The sequence below is a fragment of the Duganella sacchari genome (assembly GCF_900143065.1).
Classification (GTDB): domain Bacteria; phylum Pseudomonadota; class Gammaproteobacteria; order Burkholderiales; family Burkholderiaceae_D; genus Rugamonas; species Rugamonas sacchari.
In genome coordinates, this window is the sequence record NZ_FRCX01000001.1 from 175,062 (window position 1) to 193,333 (window position 18,272).

The following is an 18,272-nucleotide window of genomic DNA, read 5'->3' on the forward strand; positions in this document are numbered from 1 at the left end:
CGCTGTTTACGCGGCGATCAGCAAGGCGACCGATTCGGCCGCGATGCCCTCTTCGCGTCCCAGATAGCCCAGTTTTTCATTGGTCTTGGCTTTGACGTTGACCTGGCTGATGTCCACACCCAGGTCTTCGGCGATGTTGGCGCGCATGGTCATGATGTGCGGCGCCATCTTCGGGCGCTGGGCGATGATGGTGCAGTCGATATTGCCGATGCTGTAGCCGGTGGCGACCACGCGTTTGGCGGCTTCCTTGAGCAGCTTGCGCGAATCCGCGCCTTTGAATTCAGGGTCGGTGTCCGGGAAGTGCTTGCCGATGTCGCCCAGCGCGGCGGCGCCCAGGATGGAGTCGGTAATCGCGTGCAGCAGCACGTCGGCATCCGAGTGGCCCAGCAGGCCCAGATGATGCGGAATGTCGACGCCGCCGATAATCAGTTTGCGGCCTTCCACCAGCGCGTGGCAGTCGTAGCCTTGGCCGATGCGGAATGGGAGTTTGCTCATATCAGTCTTCCTTCGTCCTCATTGCTGGCCAGGTACATCTCGGCGATGCGGATGTCCGCTGGCAGCGTTACTTTCAGATTGCGTGGATGGCCCTCGATCAGGCGCGGTGCATAGCCCAGCATTTCGATGGCGCTGGCGTCATCGGTGATGGCGTTGGCGTCCGGCGCGCTGCCCAAGGCACGCAGCAGCAGCGCGTAGCTGAACATCTGCGGCGTCTGCGCGGACCACAGGCCGTTGCGCGGCACGGTCGCGGCGCTGACGCTGATGCCGTCGGCGCCGGGGGCGCTGCGTTTCATGGTGTCCACCACCGGCAGTGCCAGCAGACCGCCCGCCGGGTCGTCGCCCACACCGTCGATGAGTTTTCCGATCAGGGCTGGCGTCAGGCCGGGACGTGCGGCATCGTGGACCATGATGAGATCATGCCCGGCCACGGCGCCGGCCAGTTCACGCAGGCCATTCAGCACGGAGTCCATGCGCGTGGCGCCGCCGCAGCGCAGGACGGTGACGCCCTCCAGATCAGCAGGCAGCACGGAGTCGATCACGCCGTCGTCAGGGCTGACCACCACGTAGGTGTGGGCAACCAGCGGGCTGGCGCGGAACGCGTCTACCGCGTGCCGCAGCATCGGTTTGCCGCCGACCGTCAGATATTGTTTCGGCCCGTTGGCGGCCATGCGCGCGCCGACGCCGGCGGCCGGCAGCAGCGCAAAATAGCGTCGTTGTTGCGGTGGTTGATGCGTAGTCATAACTCTCTTTATCTGCGGCGGCGCGCGAGGATCGCGGCGATCTCGCCATTGCATGCTTTGCCCAGGCGGGCGTATTCAGCGGGCGAGTCGATCTTTTCCTGCTCGGCCTTGCCCTTCTCAAATTCATCGCGGATGAAATTGAACCAGGTGCTGTTCACTTCATGCTCCAGCGCCGAACGCGCGGTGCCGGAAGGCGCGTACATCGGCTGTCCGCCGAAACGCTTGTTGAGCGCATCGCGCACCAATGCTTCCACGCGCGCCAGATTGTCGGTGTGCGCTTTCAGGTGGCGCATCTCGTGGTCAAGGATCTCCTTGTACGCACAGGTGCCCGGCGCAAACTCGTTGCCGACGTAAATCCGCACCGGCGAATAATACAGCTCGATCTCGACCTGCGGTGCGATGCACTCATAGCCGCTGGCCGGGTCCTGCAGCACCACCCCACCGACCTTGGCCCGGTGCTGCCCCTGCGTGACGGTCAGGCCCAGTGTCTCCATGCGGCGGTCCATGCTGCCGGTGCGCGCAGTCAGTGCGCGGTATGGTAGCTGGTTGTTGATGGTGTAGCCTTCCTGCCTGGCCGACAGCACCGACACCGATTTGCGTATCGTATCTTCACAGCGGACCTGGAATGGCGTGCGCTCCGCCGCCTGCGCACCGGCAGCGGCAAGCAGGCAGACGAACGCCAGCCAGAGTCTCATAGCTTCCAGTCACCCGCGCGCAGTTTATCCAGCCAGAAGATGCCGATGACGGTTTTGACGTCGGTGATTTTGCCTTCGCGTACCCACTGCAGCAGCTCGTCGATGGTGGCGGTGAAGGTTTCGAGGAACTCGCCCTCATCCAGTTTGGCTGCGCCGGCCTTGAGGCCGCGCGCCAGGTACAGGTCGAGGTGCTCGTCCGAATACGCAATCGCGTTATGGATCTTGGTGACGAATTGCCATTCGCCGCCGGTGTAGCCGGTTTCTTCTTCCAGCTCGCGCTTGGCGGCGAGCAGCGGGTCTTCGCCCTGGTCGATTTTACCGGCCGGGAATTCAATGAACACGTCATGCAGCGGATAGCGGTACTGGCGTTCCATCAGCACGGTGCCGTCATCGAGCAGCGGCAAGATCACCACTGCACCGGGGTGCAGGATGTATTCACGCGTAGTGCGTTTGCCGTCCGGGAGTTGTATGGTGTCGCGCTGGACTTTGAGGAAGCGGCCCTGGTAGGCCAGCTCACCGTCTACACGGGTTTCTTTGAGATTGTCCATTCCTGCTCCACATCGTTGAAGAACGATAGTGTATCAGCCGTGAGGCTTGCGCAGGTAACGAACGGTGAAACCGGGAAAGCCGAGTACCAGGAACATGCAGGCGGAGATCGCGTAGAACTCCCAGGTCTGCGGGAAGCGGGTGCCGATGTTGGCTTCGAGCGTGAAGCCAAGCGCACCAACAACAAGATACAGCGCCGTCATTTCCAGCAGGCGAATGGCGAGTGGCTTGCGCTGCCATTTGCCGCCGACGATGGCGAAGATCCTGTCGTTGAAGAACGGCAGGTTGGCGGCCGCAATAGCAATTGCGATCACCAACCAGCCGGCGGTGGCGGTATCCATCAGGTGGCCAGGGTCACTTTGATGGCGGTCAGGCAGGCTGCCAGCAGCGGGCCAGGCAGGATGCCCAGTGCCACGATGGCCAGGCCGTTCAGGCTCAGCACCAGCTTGACGTCGCCGTAAGCGGCGATTGGGGTGTTGTCGGCCGGCTCATCAAACCAGATGGCCTTGATCACGCGCAGGTAGTAGAACGCGCCGATCAGCGAGAACATCACGGCAAACACGGTCAGCCAGATCTGGCCGGTGCCCAGCACCGAGTTCAGTACCGCGAACTTGGCGGCAAAGCCCATCATCGGTGGCACGCCGGCCAGCGAGAACAGCAGGATGGTCATGACCACAGCGAACCAACCGCTGCGCTTGCTCAGGCCCTTGAAGTCGGCAATGTTGTCGGCGTCGAAACCGGCGCGCGACAGCAGCATCAGCGTACCGAAGGTGCCAACGGTGGTCAGCACGTAGGTGATGACGTAGTACATGGCGCCGCTGTAAGCTGCGGCAATACCGCTGCGGTCGGTGGTGCCCGCCACGCCCGACAGCAGGCCCAGCAGCACGAAGCCGATTTGCGCGATGGTCGAGTACGCCAGCATACGCTTGATATTGGTCTGGGCGATCGCGGTGATGTTACCGATGGCCAGCGACAGCACGGCCAGCACCAGCAGCATCTGCTGCCAGTCGAATGCCATGGGCAGCAGGCCTTCCACCAGCAGGCGGATGCAGATGGCAAAGGTGGCGATCTTCGGTGCGCCGCCCAGCAGCAGGGTCACTGCCGTCGGCGAACCGTCGTAGACGTCCGGTACCCACATATGGAATGGCACGGCGCCCAGTTTGAAGGCCAGGCCCGCCACCAGGAATACGATACCGAATACCAGGATGGTCTTGTTGATGGTGCCGGCATCGATCGCTGCCGAGATGCCACGGATGTCCAGCGTGCCGGTCGCGCCGTACAGCATCGACATACCGTACAGCAGGAAGCCGGAAGCCAGCGCGCCCAGGATGAAGTATTTCATCGCTGCTTCGGTGGCACGCACGTTATCGCGGCGCATCGCCACCAGTGCATACAGCGACAGCGACATCAGTTCCACGCCCAGGTAGATCGACAGGAAGTTCGAGCCCGAGATCATGATGAGCTGGCCCAGCATGGCGAACAGCGCCAGCACGTAGAACTCGCCGCCCAGGTTACCGCTCAGCATGCCACGGTCATCCGCGTACTGGCGCGAATACACCAGCGTCATGCCCACGGTCAGGTAGGTGAACAGTTTCAGCAGGTTGGCCATCGGATCGGAGACGAACATACCGTGGAAGGTATAGGTCGTCGCGCCCGAAGCGAAGTCGCAGTAGCTGAGGCCGGCGCACAGCACCAGCGTCAGCAGCGACAGCACGTAAGTGATCGAACGCTGTGCCTTGGACAGGAACATGTCGATCAGCAGGATGGCCGAGGCGCCGATCAGCACTGCGATCTCGGCGTAGACCGGGACCAGGTTGACGGCCTCTTGTATCATAGGTGTAGTCATTTATGTGTTTCCGTTCTTCTTAAGGCAGCTTGCTGTGTGCGACGTGTGCCAGCAGGTCAGCGACCGAGGTTTGCATCGTGTCGGTGAATGGTGCTGGGTACAGGCCCATGTACAGCGTGGCGACTGCCAGAATGCCCAGCATGAAGAATTCACGGCCGTTCAGGTCAACCAGTTCAGCCACATGGTGGTTGGTCACTTTGCCGAAGATGACGCGCTTGGCCATCCACAGCGAGTACGCTGCGCCAAAGATCAGTGCGGTCGCTGCCAGCAGGCCGATCCAGAAGTTGAACTGGGTGGCGCCCAGGATCACCATGAACTCGCCGACGAAGCCGGAGGTAGCTGGCAGACCGCAGTTAGCCATCGAGAACAGGATGAAGAAGGCAGCGAAACGCGGCATCTTGTTGACCACACCACCGTAGTCAGCGATCTGACGCGAGTGGGCCTGGTCGTACAGCACGCCGATGCACAGGAACATCGCGCCCGACACGAAACCGTGCGAGATCATCTGCATGATGGCGCCCTGCACTGCCATGGCGTTGAAGACGAAGAAGCCCAGGGTCACAAAGCCCATGTGCGCGATCGACGAGTAGGCGACCAGCTTTTTCATGTCTTTCTGTACCAGTGCCACCAGGCCGATGTAAATCACGGCGATCAGCGACAGGGTAATCACAAAGCCCGACAGGTAGTGCGATGCATCCGGCGTGATCGGCAGCGAGAAACGGATGAAACCGTACGCGCCCAGTTTCAGCATGATGGCGGCCAGCACGGCGGAACCGCCGGTTGGCGCTTCCACGTGGACGTCCGGCAGCCAGGTGTGGACCGGGAACATTGGTACTTTGACGGCAAACGCCATGAAGAAGGCGATGAAGATGAAGATCTGCTCTTTCATCGTCAGCGGCGTTTTGTGCCATTGCAGGATGTCCCAGCTACCGGTCTGGTTGTACAGGTAGACGATCGCCACCAGCGTCAGCAGCGAGCCGAAGAAGGTGTACAGGAAGAACTTGAACGACGCATACACGCGGTTGTCGCCGCCCCAGATACCGATGATGATGTACATCGGGATCAGGGTCGCTTCAAAGAAGAAGTAGAACAGCAGGCCGTCCATGGCGCAGAACACGCCCACCATCAGGCCGGACAGGATCAGGAACGCGCCCATGTACTGGGCCACGCGTTTCTGGATCACTTGCCAGGCCGAGATCACCACGATGATGGTGATGAACGCGGTCAGCGGCACGAACCACAGCGACAGGCCGTCAATGCCCAGCGAATAGAAGATGTTGAAGCGCTCGATCCACGGCGCTTTTTCCACAAACTGCATGCCGTGGGCGGCATTGCTGAAGTTGGTAATCAGCGGAATCGTTGCGCCGAAGCTGACGATCGAGCCGATCAACGCCAGCACGCGGCTAAAGCCGGCGTTGCTGTCGCGGCCTGTGGCCAGCACGATCAGGCCGAACAGGATCGGGAGCCAGATCGAGAGGCTCAGGTACGGAGGTAATGAAGATATTGTTGACATCATGGTTATCGTTATCTCTTTGCGTATCAGCTAATTAAGCGTGCCAAAACGGCAGGAAGTAGACCAGGAACCCCAGAATGCCGAGGATCATGACAAACGCATAGTGGTAGATGTAACCAGTCTGCGCCAGGCGGGTCAGCGTCGAGAACCAGCCGACTACTTTGGCGCTGCCGTTGACCAGCAGGCCGTCGATCAGGGTCTTGTCGCCGACATTCCACAAGCCGTTGCCCAGCAGGCGGGCGCCGCCTGCGAACACGATCTCGTTGAACTTGTCCATGTAGTACTTGTTGTCCAGCAGGGTATGGATCGCCTTGAACTTGGCGTAGAACCATGCCGGTACACGTGGATTGATCATGTAGCAGTAGTACGAGAACGCAACACCCGCAATCGCCAGCCACAGTGGCACCGACGTCAGCGAGTGAATCGCCATTGCCACCGGACCGTGGTATTCCTCTGCCAGCAGTTCCATCGCCTTGTGGTTTTCGCCGATGAAGATGACGCCTTTGAAGAAGTCGCCGAACAGCATAGGACCGATCGTCAGCGCACCGATGATCACCGATGGGATGGCCAGCATCACCAGCGGGAACCAGACCACGAATGGCGACTCGTGCGGCTTCTGGCCTGGGGCCAGGCCATGGTGGCCGTGATCGTCTTCCTCGTCATGACCGTGGTCATCGTGGGCGTGGTCGTCGTGCGCGCCATGGGCGGCAGCCGGAGCGTGATGGTCGTCATGGCCGTGAGCATGCGCCTGGCCGAAACGCTCTTTACCGTGGAACACCAGGAAGTACATACGGAACGAGTAGAACGCGGTCACGAACACACCTGCCAGGACGGCGAAGTTGGCAAAGCCGGCGCCCCAGATATGGGTCTCGGCCACGGCTTCGATGATCGAGTCTTTCGAGTAGAAGCCCGAGAAGAACGGCGTACCGATCAGCGCCAGCGAACCCAGCAGCGAAGTGATCCAGGTAATCGGCATGTATTTACGCAGACCCCCCATGTTGCGGATGTCCTGGTCGTGGTGCATGCCAATGATGACCGAACCGGCGCCCAGGAACAGCAGCGCCTTGAAGAAGGCGTGGGTCATCAGGTGGAACACGGCCACCGAATAGGCCGACGAACCCAGCGCCACGGTCATGTAGCCCAGCTGCGACAGCGTCGAGTAAGCCACCACGCGTTTGATGTCGTTCTGGATGATGCCCAGGAAGCCCATGAACAGCGCGGTAATCGAACCGATCACCAGGATGAAGCTCAGCGCGGTGTCCGACAGTTCGAACAGCGGCGACATGCGCGACACCATGAAGATACCTGCAGTCACCATGGTGGCCGCGTGGATCAGTGCGGAGATCGGGGTCGGACCTTCCATCGAGTCCGGCAGCCATACGTGCAGCGGGAACTGCGCCGATTTACCCATCGCGCCGATGAACAGGCAGATACAGGCCACGGTCAGCAGCATCCAGTCGGTGCCTGGCAGGGTCAGTGCGGCCAGCGCTTCGCGCTTGGCAAACACGTCCTGGTAGTTCATCGAACCGGCGTAAGCCAGCAGCAGGCCGATCCCCAGGATGAAGCCGAAGTCACCCACACGGTTGACCAGGAAGGCCTTCATGTTGGCGAAGATCGCGGTTGGACGGGTGTACCAGAAACCGATCAGCAGGTAGGACACCAGGCCCACGGCTTCCCAGCCGAAGAACAGTTGCAGGAAGTTGTTCGACATCACCAGCATCAGCATGGAGAAGGTGAACAGCGAGATGTACGAGAAGAAGCGGTTGTAGCCTTCGTCTTCCGCCATGTAGCCGATGGTGTAGATGTGCACCATCAGCGACACAAAGGTCACCACGCACATCATCATCGCCGACAGTGCATCGATCTGGAAACCGACTTCCATCTTCATGCCAGCCACGGTCATCCAGTTATAGATGGTGCCGTTGAAGCTTGCGCCGTTGATCACATCATTCAGCGTCATTGCCGAAATGATGAATGCTACCAGCACGCCCAGGATGGTCGCCGCAGTCGAGGTCTTGCGACCGACTACGTTGCCGAAGAATTTAGTTCCTAACAAGCCTGCCACAGCGGCGCCCGCCAAGGGCGCCAGTGGTACGACTAGCAGGAGATTAGGGTTAAGTGTAACCGCCATGATGAACCTTAATCGTTATTTTTCGAGAGGTTTTAAATTAGCCCTTCAGGCTGTCCAGGTCTTCTACGTTGATGGTGTCCAGATTACGGAACAGCACCACCAGGATCGCGAGGCCGATTGCCGATTCGGCGGCCGCCACGGTCAGAATGAAGAAGACAAAGATCTGCCCTGCCGCATCACCGAGGTAATGCGAGAACGCGATGAAGTTCATATTCACTGCCAGCAGCATCAGTTCGATGGCCATCAGCAGGATGATGATGTTCTTGCGGTTCAGGAAAATACCCACGATCGAGATCGCGAACAGGATCGCGCCCAGAACGAGGTAGTGAGCCAGGGATAAAGTCATGGTGCCTCCTTAACTTCAGTTTCGGCCTGGCCGCGCGTGGTGACCGGATCGATCTTGACGATCTTCAGGCGGTCATTGCGCTTGACGCGCACGGCGTCGGCTGGGTCGAAGTGTTTGGTGTCCTTGCGCTTGCGCAGGGTCAGCGCTACGGCTGCAATGATCGCGACCAGCAGAATGGCGGCGGCGATCTCAAAGCCGTAGATGTATTTGGTGTAGATCAGCATGCCCAGTTCCTTGGTGCCGCCGATATTGCCGGCTGCAACAGCCTGCTGGTCGAACGACAGGAACGAGCGCCACAGCACGGCGGCCATTTCCAGCACGATCACCACGCCGACCAGCGAAGCGACCGGCAGGTAGCTCCAGAAGCCTTCGCGCAGTTTCTCGGTGTCGATGTCCAGCATCATCACCACGAACAGGAACAGCACCATCACGGCGCCGACATAGACCAGCACCAGCACGATGGCCAGGAACTCGGCCTCCAGCAGCATCCAGATGCCGGCGGCGTTGAAGAACGCCAGCACCAGGAACAGTGCTGCGTGCACCGGATTGCGGGCCGTAATTACGCGCGTCGAGGCCAATACCATGATGGCCGCGAAGACGTAGAACAAAGCAGTTTTAAATTCCATAACTAACCCAAGAGACGTACAGTTTATTGATCACCGGTTGCGGCTGGTCCCCAACCTCGCCAAGGCGAGCCTAGGGCACACCGCATATCACCGATAAGGAGCGTCGGCTGCGCGGGCTTCAGCGATCTGGTTTTCATAACGATCGCCTACGGCCAGCAGCATCTCTTTCGTGTAGTACAGATCGCCGCGTTTTTCGCCGTGGTATTCCAGCACATGCGTTTCCACGATCGAATCCACCGGGCACGACTCTTCGCAGAAACCGCAGAAGATGCACTTGGTCAGGTCGATGTCGTAACGCGTGGTACGGCGCGAACCGTCGTCACGCTGTTCCGATTCGATGGTAATTGCCATCGCCGGGCACACTGCTTCGCACAGTTTGCAGGCGATGCAGCGCTCTTCGCCATTCGGATAGCGGCGCAGCGCATGCAGACCGCGGAAGCGCGGCGACATAGGCGTCTTCTCTTCCGGGTACTGCACCGTGATCTTGCGCGAGAACATGTACTTGCCCGTCAGCGCCATCCCTTTGACCAGCTCGGTCAGCATGAAGCTGCTGACGAAATCTTTTAATCGTTCCATTTTCTTTAGTCCTTACTTCCAGATATTCCAGGAGGTCTGCATCCAGCCAGCAACCAGCACCAGCCACACCAGGGTCAGCGGGATGAACACTTTCCAGCCCAGACGCATGATCTGGTCGTAACGGTAGCGCGGGAAAGTACCACGCACCCAGATGAACACGGAGACCAGGAAGAACGCTTTCACGAACAACCAGAAGAAGCCGCCGAAACCGCCCCAGAATTCCAGGAAGGCAAATGGCGCCGACCAGCCGCCCAGGAACATAATCGATGCCAGGGTCGCAATCAGGATCATGTTGGCGTATTCGGCCAGCATGAACATGGCGTAGGCCATACCCGAGTATTCCACCATGTGACCGGCCACGATCTCGGACTCGCCTTCCACCACGTCGAACGGGTGACGGTTGCACTCGGCCAGGCCGGAGGTCAGGTACACCACGAACAGCGGCAGCAGCGGCAGCCAGTTCCACGACAGGAAGTTGAGACCATGCTCAACCATCATGCCCTTTTGCTGGGAAGCCACGATGTCGCCGAAGTTCAGCGAACCGGACACCATCAGCACGACCACCAGTACGAAGCCCATCGGGATTTCGTAGGAAATCATCTGCGCCGAGGCACGCATCGCGCCCATGAACGAGTACTTCGAGTTCGACGCCCAGCCGGCGATGATGATGCCGTAGACTTCCATCGAGGTAATCGCCATCAGCAGCAGCAGGCCGGCATTGACGTTGGCCAGCACGGCTTCCGGACCAAACGGCACCACGGCCCAGCATGCCAGCGCTGGCATGATGGTCATGATCGGACCGATCACGAACAGGCCAGGGTTGGCCTTGGCCGGGGTAATGATCTCTTTGAACAGCAGTTTCAGCGCGTCAGCGATCGGCTGCAGCAGGCCCATCGGACCGACGCGGTTCGGACCCACACGAATCTGGATCCAGCCGATGAACTTACGTTCCCACAGGGTCAGGTAAGCAACCAGACCCATCAGTGGCAGCAGCACCACGATAATGCGGATCAGGGCCCAGACGACCGGCCACACAGGGCCGAGCACGCTGTTGGCGCCCAGGGTATTGATGGTAGTGACGAATTCAGGCAGCGCCATTATTTCACCTCTCCTGCTTTTTCAACGGTGATGGAGCCGAACATGCCGCCCAGTGCAGCGGTCGATGCGTGAGCAGCGGCCACGCGCACGGCGTTGGCTGGCAGTTTGGCATCGATAGCGGCGACCAGGATCGCACTGCCGGAACCTTGGCTGACCTTGACGTTGTCGCCAGCGGCCACACCCAGTTGCTGTGCCAGCGCGCTCGACAGGTGCGCTTTTGGCGCAGCCGCATCGGCCATCTTTTGCAGCGACTCGGCACGGCGCACGACGGCGTCGGCAAAGTAGATTGGCACGTCGGCGATACGCTCGGTGCCGGTCGACACGGCGGTCGCCGCGGTCAGCGCGACCTTGGTCACGTTGTTCAGCTTGGCCGAAACATCGGTCACGCCAGCGCCCAGTACTTCGTCGCGGATCGCTTCCGAGGTGTCGTAGTCGAAGCCCGGCAGACCCAGGATGTTGCCCAGTACGCGCAGCACTTTCCACGCAGGACGGGTTTCCAGCAGCGGCTTGACGGTGCCGTTGAAGCTCTGTGCACGGCCTTCGGCGTTGATGAAGGTGCCCGAGGTTTCGCTGAATGGCGAGACCGGCAGCAGCACGTCAGCGTAGTCCAGACCATGTTTGTACGCGGACATCACCACCACCATCTCGGCTTTTTTCAGCGCGGCGGTAGCAGCTTGCGGGTTGTACGCATCCAGTTCCGGCTCGGCGTTCAGCAGCAGATAGGCCGACTTCGGTTCGGTGAACACTGGCGCCTTGCCGCCGTTGGCCTTGGCGATGTACGCGCCCACGGTGTTGGCCGCTTCGGTCAGGTAGCCCAGCTTGGCGCCGGTCTGTTCAGCGATCCACTGTGCAGCGGCGTGCAGCGCGCTGGCTTGCGGGTGCTGCGCAGCGGCGTTACCCAGCAACACGGCCTTGTTTTCGCCCGACAGCAGCGAAGCAGCGATGGCAGCAGCAGCGTCGTTGGCTTGTACGCCTTCGAAGCCGGCCGGTGCGGCGATTTCCTTGGCCTTGGCGATAGCCACCACCACTTGCGACAGCGCCGACAGCCACTCCGACGGCGCAACGATCAGTTTGTTCGCGACATTCATCAGCAGGTCGTCGTCGGTTGCGCTCAGCAGCGACAGCTTGGCGCCGCCCTTGACCGCGGTACGCAGACGGGTGGCCAGCAGCGGGTGATCCTTGCGCAGGAACGAGCCGATCACGAAGGCGCGGTTCAGCGCGCCGAATTCGGTGATCGACATGCCCAGCCATGGGGTCACGTCCAGCGCGAAATCGCTTTGACGCAGGCGGGTGTCCACGCTGTCCGAGCCCATGGCGCGGGTCAGCTTTTGCAGCAGGTGCAGTTCTTCCAGCGTCGAGTGCGGGGTCGCGATCGACGCCAGCGCGTTGGCGCCGTGTTCGTGCTTGATGTTTTTCAGGCCGTGCGCGACGTATTCCAGCGCGGTTTGCCAGTCGACTTCTTTCCATTCGCCGCCCTGCTTCAGCATCGGCTGGGTCAGACGGTCAGCGGTGTCCAGGCCTTCGTACGAGAAGCGGTCCTTGTCGGAAATCCAGCATTCGTTGACCGCATCGTTTTCCAGCGGCAGCACGCGCTTGACCTTGCCGCCCTTGACCTGAACGATCAGGTTGGCGCCCAGGCCGTCGTGCGGCGAGACCGATTTGCGGCGCGACAGTTCCCACGAACGGGCGCTGTAACGGAATGGCTTCGAGGTCAGTGCGCCAACCGGGCACAGGTCGATCATATTGCCGGACATTTCCGAGTTGACGGTCTGGCCGACAAACGCGGTAATTTCGGAATGTTCGCCGCGGCCGATCATGCCCAGTTCCATCACGCCAGCCACTTCCTGGCCGAAACGTACGCAACGGGTGCACTGGATGCAGCGCGCCATCTCCTGCATGGAGACCAGCGGGCCGGCGTCTTTCGGCGCCACGACGCGCTTGTCTTCTTCGTAGCGCGACTCGCCCTTGCCGTAGCCGACTGCCAGATCCTGCAGCTGGCACTCGCCGCCCTGATCGCAGATCGGGCAGTCCAGTGGGTGGTTAATCAGCAGGAATTCCATGACCGACTTCTGTGCCTGCACGGCCTTGTCGGAAGCGGAGCGCACAATCATGCCGGCCGAGACCGGCGTTGCGCATGCTGGCAAAGGCTTAGGCGCCTTTTCCACTTCGACGAGGCACATACGGCAGTTTGCTGCGATCGACAATTTCTTGTGATAGCAGAAGTGCGGAATGTAGGTTCCCAATTTGTTGGCGGCGTCCATCACCATGCTACCAGCAGGGACTTCGACTTTTTTGCCGTCTATTTCGATTTCAACCATGGTGATCGTTACCTGTGACGCTTAGATGTAAGCGGGCACGCAGCATTGCTTGTGCTCGATGTGGTGTTCAAATTCTTCGCGGAATTGCTTGATGAACGCACGCATAGGCATTGCTGCCGCGTCGCCCAGCGCGCAAATCGTGCGGCCCTGGATGTTGTCGCAGATCGAGTTCAACACGTCCAGGTCCGACTTGCGGCCCTGACCGTTTTCGATACGGTGGATCATGCGGTACATCCAGCCCGTACCTTCACGGCACGGAGTGCACTGACCGCACGACTCTTCAAAGTAGAAGTACGCCAGACGTTCCATGGCCTTGACCATGCAGCGGGTTTCGTCCATGACGATGACCGCGCCCGAACCCAGCATCGAACCCGCCTTGGCGATCGAATCGTAGTCGAGGTCGGTTTGCATCATGACCTCGCCGCGGATCACCGGCGCGGACGAACCGCCCGGGATCACTGCCTTGATCTTTTTGCCGCCGCGCATGCCGCCTGCCAGTTCCAGCAGTTTGGCGAACGGCGTGCCCAGTGGCACCTCGTAGTTGCCCGGACGCTCAACGTCGCCCGAGATCGAGAAGATCTTCGAGCCGCCGTTGTTCGGACGGCCAATCGCCAGGTACTTCTCCGGCCCCATGTTCAGGATGAACGGTACCGCCGCGAAGGTTTCCGTGTTGTTGATGGTGGTCGGCTTGCCGTACAGGCCGAACGACGCCGGGAACGGCGGCTTGAAGCGCGGCTGGCCTTTTTTGCCTTCCAGCGATTCCAGTAGCGCAGTTTCCTCGCCGCAGATGTAAGCGCCATAACCATGGTGCGCGTGCAGCTGGAAGCTGAACTCGCTGCCGAGGATCTTGTCGCCCAGGAAGCCGGCGGCACGCGCCTCTTCCAGCGCTTCTTCAAAGCGCAGGTATTCCTGGAAGATCTCGCCGTGGATGTAGTTGTAGCCCACCGTAATGCCCATCGCGTACGCACCGATGGCCATGCCTTCGATCAGCGCATGCGGGTTGTAGCGGATGATATCGCGGTCCTTGAAAGTGCCCGGCTCGCCCTCATCTGTATTGCAGACCAGGTACTTCTGGCCCGGGAACTGGCGCGGCATGAAGCTCCACTTCAGGCCGGTAGGGAAACCTGCACCACCACGGCCGCGCAGCGACGACGCCTTGAGGTCGGCGATGATCTGTTCCGGGGTGATTTTTTCTTCGATGATACGGCGCAGCGCGCTGTAGCCACCGCGTTTGACGTAGTCTTCCAGATGCCAGTTATCGCCATTCAGGCCGGCCAGGATGACGGGATCAATGTGTCGGTCGTGGAGTGACGTCATTTCTTGAGTTCCTCCACGAGGGAGTCAATTTTGTCGTTGGACATGAAGCTGCACATGCGGTGATTGTTCACCAGCAGCACCGGTGCGTCGCCGCAGGCGCCCATGCACTCGCCTTCCATCAGCGTGAACTCGCCGTCTGCCGTGGTGTCACGGTAGTCGATGCCCAGCTTCTGTTTCAGGTGGTGCGCCGCGCGCTCGCCACCCGACAGGGCGCAAGGCAGGTTGGTGCACACGGTGATCTTGTGCTTACCAACTGGCTTCAGGTTGTACATATTGTAGAAGGTCGCGACTTCCTGCACGGCGATGGCCGGCATGCGGATGTAGTCAGCCAGTTCCTGCATGGTTTCAGGCGAGACCCAGCCCAGTTCAACCTGGGCGTGCGCCAGCGCGGCCATCACGGCCGATTGGCGCTGATCGTCTGGGTACTTGGCCAGCTCGCGATCGATTTTTTTGTAGCACTGCTCAGATAACAACATTCTTTTGCCTCTCGGACTTAGCGGTCAATACTGCCGAACACGATGTCTTGCGTGCCAATGATGGTCACAGCGTCGGCAATCATGTGGCCACGCGCCATTTCATCCAGCGACTGCAAGTGTGCGTAGTCTGGAGCGCGCAGTTTCACGCGGTATGGCTTGTTGGCGCCATCGGACATCAGGTAGACGCCGAATTCGCCCTTCGGATGCTCCACCGCCGCATAAGCCTCGCCCGGCGGCACGTGGAAGCCCTCGGTGAACAGCTTGAAGTGGTGGATCAGCGATTCCATATTGGTCTTCATGTCCACGCGCGATGGCGGCGCCACCTTGCGGTTGCTGGTCATGACCGGACCTGGATTGTTGCGCAGCCATTCAACGCACTGCTTGATGATCTTGTTCGACTGGCGCAGCTCTTCCACGCGCACCAGGTAGCGGTCGTAGCAGTCGCCGTTGGTGCCGATCGGGATATCGAAGTCCATCAGGTCGTACACTTCGTACGGCTGGTGCTTGCGCAAGTCCCACTGGATGCCCGAACCACGCAGCATGGCGCCGGTAAAGCCCATGGCCAGTGCATCTTCCGGCGCCACCACGCCGATGCCGACGGTCCGCTGTTTCCAGATACGGTTGTCGGTCAGCAGGGTTTCGTATTCGTCGACATAGGTCGGGAAACGGTTGGTGAAGGCTTCGATGAAGTCCAGCATCGAACCCTGGCGGTCCTTGTTCAGGTTATCGATGGCCTTGGCCGAACGGATGATCGATGGCTTGTGCTGCGGCATGCTGTCCGGCAGGTCGCGGTAGACGCCGCCCGGACGGTAGTAGGCTGCGTGCATGCGCGCGCCCGACACTGCTTCATAGCAGTCGAACAGGTCTTCGCGGTCGCGGAAGCAGTACAGGAACGGGCCCATGGCGCCAACGTCCAGCGCGTGTGCACCCAGCCACATCAGGTGGTTCAGGATACGGGTGATTTCATCGAACATCACGCGGATGTATTGCGCACGCAGCGGCACGTCGATACCCAGCATTTTTTCGATGGCCATGACGTAGGCGTGCTCGTTGCACATCATCGACACGTAATCCAGGCGGTCCATATACGGCACGGACTGCAGGTAGGTCTTTTGTTCCGCGAGCTTTTCGGTGCCGCGGTGCAGCAGGCCGATGTGCGGGTCAGCACGCTGGATCACCTCGCCGTCCAGCTCCAGCACCAGGCGCAGCACGCCGTGCGCGGCCGGGTGTTGTGGACCGAAGTTCAGGGTGTAGTTCTTAATTTCTGCCATGTTCTTACTTCCCGTAGTTTTCTTCGCGGATCACACGTGGCACGTTTTCACGTGGCTCGATCGTGACCGGCTGGTAGACCACGCGCTTCTGCTCGGGGTCGTAGCGCATTTCGACATAGCCCGATACCGGGAAGTCTTTGCGGAACGGATGGCCGATGAAACCATAGTCGGTCAGGATGCGGCGCAGGTCGTTGTGGTTCTCGAACAGGATGCCGTACATGTCGAACGCTTCGCGCTCGTACCAGTTGACGGCACGCCACAGCGGCGTCACCGACGGCAGCAAAGGCATGTCGTCGTCGGCGCAGAATGCGCGCACGCGCACCCGCCAGTTGTGCTTTACCGACAGCAAATGGACGACCACAGCAAAACGCTGGCCGTCCCAGGCGCCGTCGCCGTAGTTCAGGTAGTCCACGCCGCACAGGTCGATCGCCTGATCGAAACCCAGCGTTGCATCATCGCGCAGCGTCTGCATGACGCCGTAGTAGTCGGCGCCCTTCACTTCCAGCGTGATTTCGCCCAGCGCAACGAGGGTAGTAACGCGATCGCCCAGGGCAGTGCCGAGGGCGGTTTGGAGTTTTTCCAGATGAGTAGTCATTTCTTGTAGCGCCCCCGTTAGCGTGCGATGGTGTTGGTGCGCTTGATCTTGTTCTGCAGCTGCATGATGCCGTACAACAGGGCTTCAGCAGTTGGAGGACAGCCTGGCACGTACACGTCGACCGGCACAATCCGGTCGCAGCCGCGAACCACGGAGTAGGAGTAGTGATAGTAGCCGCCGCCATTGGCGCAGGAACCCATCGAGATGACCCAGCGTGGCTCTGGCATCTGGTCATAGACCTTGCGCAGTGCCGGGGCCATCTTGTTGCACAGCGTGCCGGCCACGATCATCACGTCGGACTGACGTGGCGATGGACGGAACACCACGCCGAAGCGGTCCATGTCGTAACGGGCTGCGCCCACGTGCATCATTTCAACCGCGCAGCAGGCCAGACCGAACGTCATCGGGAACATCGAACCCGTACGCGCCCAGTTGATCAGCTTGTCGGCCGAGGTGGTGATGAAACCTTCGTTTAATACGCCTTCAATAGCCATGGCTTATTCCCAATCAAGGGCACCTTTCTTCCAGATATACCAAAAACCGACCACGAATTCGGCGATGAACACCATCATCGTAACGAAGCCTTGCCAGCCCAGTTCGCGCATGGATACGCCCCAAGGGAAGAAGAATGCCGTTTCCAGATCGAACAAAATAAAGAGAATTGCGACGAGGTAGTAACGCACGTCGAATTTCATGCGCGCGTCTTCGAACGCTTCGAAGCCGCATTCATACGGGGACAGTTTTGCTGCGTCAGGCTTTTTCGGGCCAAGAATGTGGCCAAGCACTTGGGGAGCGATACCTACGCCGAGACCGACGAGGATGAACAGGAGAACGGGGAGATAATTTTCGAGGTTCACGATTGATGAGCTTATGTTGAACGGTCAGTTGAAAGGACACATCGCGGTGCTATGCGGTGCGCTTAACGTTCGCCCCAATCGTATGACTACTTAGACCAGGATCGAACGACACATCCTCGTAAAAAAGCCAGCTTGGTACCACCCTTGCTGGCCTATATTCTGGTGCCGACGACGAGACTCGAACTCGTACAGCTTGCGCCACTACCCCCTCAAGATAGCGTGTCTACCAATTTCACCACGTCGGCATAAGGCCGTTATTTTACTTCGTTTTTACGCGGTTGTTAATCCCGTATTGCGTCAAAACAAGAAGAAAAACGATAAATCCTTAATTATTTTTGCGTTCAAAACTGTTTCGCCAAGATACTGCTAAAACATTGAGCAAACAACTTAAAAAATTATCAACAGCACAAATTACTACAGCGAGATTATATTACTTTGGAATCGAGTTTGCAGGCGCCGGGGTCGAAGCGGCTGGCGCGGCCGGTGCGGCAGGGGCAGCCGCAGGGTTGGCAGCCGGTGCGGCAGGCGCTGCTTTATCCATCACACCACCGCTGACGCTGCTGCTTTGGTGGGTGGTGATGTACGACAGTGCCAGCGTGGCGCTGAAGAAGATCGCTGCCGCCACGCCCGTCGATTTCGACATGAAGTTCGACGAACCGGTAGCGCCGAACAGGCTGCCGGAGGCGCCGGAACCAAACGCTGCGCCCATGTCGGCGCCCTTGCCGTGCTGCAGCAGCACCAGGCCGATAATGCTGATGGCCGAAACGACCTGTACTACGATAACCAGATTGAACAAGCTGCCCATGTTATTCCATTCCAAAAT

At 59.8% G+C, this 18,272-nt stretch carries 20 protein-coding genes and 1 tRNA gene; all 21 read right to left on the reverse strand.

Annotated features, from left to right (window positions below):
* Positions 1–6: 6 nt before the first annotated feature.
* Positions 7–495: a 2-C-methyl-D-erythritol 2,4-cyclodiphosphate synthase gene (ispF, locus tag BUA36_RS00850; RefSeq protein WP_072780593.1), complete on the reverse strand. Its 489-nt coding sequence runs from the start codon at positions 493–495 to the stop codon at positions 7–9.
* Positions 492–1,238, reverse strand: coding sequence for a 2-C-methyl-D-erythritol 4-phosphate cytidylyltransferase (ispD, locus tag BUA36_RS00855; RefSeq protein ID WP_072780594.1), 747 nt, complete (start codon positions 1,236–1,238; stop codon positions 492–494). The genes ispF and ispD overlap by 4 nt, the downstream gene beginning before the upstream one ends.
* 8 nt (positions 1,239–1,246) lie before the next feature.
* The gene (locus tag BUA36_RS00860; protein WP_072780595.1) at positions 1,247–1,933 is read right to left on the reverse strand and encodes a hypothetical protein; all 687 of its coding nucleotides are present in this window, start codon (positions 1,931–1,933) and stop codon (positions 1,247–1,249) included.
* Positions 1,930–2,481, reverse strand: a complete 552-nt coding sequence (locus BUA36_RS00865; RefSeq protein WP_072780596.1) for an NUDIX domain-containing protein — start codon at positions 2,479–2,481, stop codon at positions 1,930–1,932. The genes BUA36_RS00860 and BUA36_RS00865 overlap by 4 nt, the downstream gene beginning before the upstream one ends.
* A gap of 33 nt (positions 2,482–2,514) precedes the next feature.
* Complete coding sequence (locus BUA36_RS00870) at positions 2,515–2,820, reverse strand: DUF2818 family protein (RefSeq protein WP_072780598.1); 306 nt, start codon at positions 2,818–2,820, stop codon at positions 2,515–2,517.
* The gene (gene nuoN / locus BUA36_RS00875) at positions 2,820–4,325 is read right to left on the reverse strand and encodes an NADH-quinone oxidoreductase subunit NuoN (protein ID WP_072780599.1); all 1,506 of its coding nucleotides are present in this window, start codon (positions 4,323–4,325) and stop codon (positions 2,820–2,822) included. The genes BUA36_RS00870 and nuoN overlap by 1 nt, the downstream gene beginning before the upstream one ends.
* A gap of 19 nt (positions 4,326–4,344) precedes the next feature.
* On the reverse strand, positions 4,345–5,841 hold the full coding sequence (locus BUA36_RS00880; RefSeq protein ID WP_072780601.1) for an NADH-quinone oxidoreductase subunit M: 1,497 nt from the start codon (positions 5,839–5,841) through the stop codon (positions 4,345–4,347).
* 31 nt (positions 5,842–5,872) lie between these two features.
* The gene (gene nuoL, locus BUA36_RS00885; RefSeq protein WP_072780603.1) at positions 5,873–7,969 is read right to left on the reverse strand and encodes an NADH-quinone oxidoreductase subunit L; all 2,097 of its coding nucleotides are present in this window, start codon (positions 7,967–7,969) and stop codon (positions 5,873–5,875) included.
* A 37-nt stretch (positions 7,970–8,006) separates the two neighbouring features.
* Positions 8,007–8,315, reverse strand: coding sequence for an NADH-quinone oxidoreductase subunit NuoK (nuoK, locus tag BUA36_RS00890; protein WP_072780604.1), 309 nt, complete (start codon positions 8,313–8,315; stop codon positions 8,007–8,009).
* Complete coding sequence (locus tag BUA36_RS00895) at positions 8,312–8,941, reverse strand: NADH-quinone oxidoreductase subunit J (protein WP_072780606.1); 630 nt, start codon at positions 8,939–8,941, stop codon at positions 8,312–8,314. The genes nuoK and BUA36_RS00895 overlap by 4 nt, the downstream gene beginning before the upstream one ends.
* An 87-nt stretch (positions 8,942–9,028) precedes the next feature.
* Complete coding sequence (gene nuoI / locus BUA36_RS00900; protein WP_072780607.1) at positions 9,029–9,517, reverse strand: NADH-quinone oxidoreductase subunit NuoI; 489 nt, start codon at positions 9,515–9,517, stop codon at positions 9,029–9,031.
* 12 nt (positions 9,518–9,529) lie between these two features.
* The gene (nuoH, locus tag BUA36_RS00905) at positions 9,530–10,615 is read right to left on the reverse strand and encodes an NADH-quinone oxidoreductase subunit NuoH (protein ID WP_072780608.1); all 1,086 of its coding nucleotides are present in this window, start codon (positions 10,613–10,615) and stop codon (positions 9,530–9,532) included.
* Positions 10,615–12,933, reverse strand: coding sequence for an NADH-quinone oxidoreductase subunit NuoG (gene nuoG / locus BUA36_RS00910; RefSeq protein ID WP_072780609.1), 2,319 nt, complete (start codon positions 12,931–12,933; stop codon positions 10,615–10,617). The genes nuoH and nuoG overlap by 1 nt, the downstream gene beginning before the upstream one ends.
* A 21-nt stretch (positions 12,934–12,954) precedes the next feature.
* Complete coding sequence (gene nuoF / locus BUA36_RS00915; protein WP_072780610.1) at positions 12,955–14,250, reverse strand: NADH-quinone oxidoreductase subunit NuoF; 1,296 nt, start codon at positions 14,248–14,250, stop codon at positions 12,955–12,957.
* Positions 14,247–14,726 (reverse strand): NADH-quinone oxidoreductase subunit NuoE, encoded by a 480-nt coding sequence (gene nuoE / locus BUA36_RS00920; RefSeq protein ID WP_072780611.1) that lies wholly within the window; start codon positions 14,724–14,726, stop codon positions 14,247–14,249. Before nuoE ends, nuoF begins: the two co-directional genes overlap by 4 nt.
* A gap of 17 nt (positions 14,727–14,743) precedes the next feature.
* Entirely contained in the window at positions 14,744–15,997 is a 1,254-nt protein-coding gene (locus BUA36_RS00925; RefSeq protein WP_072780612.1) for an NADH-quinone oxidoreductase subunit D, read from the reverse strand.
* Between the two features lie 4 nt (positions 15,998–16,001).
* Positions 16,002–16,592, reverse strand: a complete 591-nt coding sequence (locus tag BUA36_RS00930; protein ID WP_072780613.1) for an NADH-quinone oxidoreductase subunit C — start codon at positions 16,590–16,592, stop codon at positions 16,002–16,004.
* Positions 16,593–16,609: 17 nt separating this feature from the next.
* Positions 16,610–17,086, reverse strand: a complete 477-nt coding sequence (locus BUA36_RS00935) for a NuoB/complex I 20 kDa subunit family protein (protein WP_008450353.1) — start codon at positions 17,084–17,086, stop codon at positions 16,610–16,612.
* 3 nt (positions 17,087–17,089) lie between these two features.
* Positions 17,090–17,449, reverse strand: coding sequence for an NADH-quinone oxidoreductase subunit A (locus BUA36_RS00940; protein ID WP_072780614.1), 360 nt, complete (start codon positions 17,447–17,449; stop codon positions 17,090–17,092).
* A gap of 160 nt (positions 17,450–17,609) precedes the next feature.
* A tRNA-Leu gene (locus BUA36_RS00945) sits at positions 17,610–17,694 on the reverse strand.
* A 185-nt stretch (positions 17,695–17,879) separates the two neighbouring features.
* Positions 17,880–18,254 (reverse strand): preprotein translocase subunit SecG, encoded by a 375-nt coding sequence (gene secG / locus BUA36_RS00950; protein WP_072780615.1) that lies wholly within the window; start codon positions 18,252–18,254, stop codon positions 17,880–17,882.
* Between the last annotated feature and the right edge of the window lie 18 nt (positions 18,255–18,272).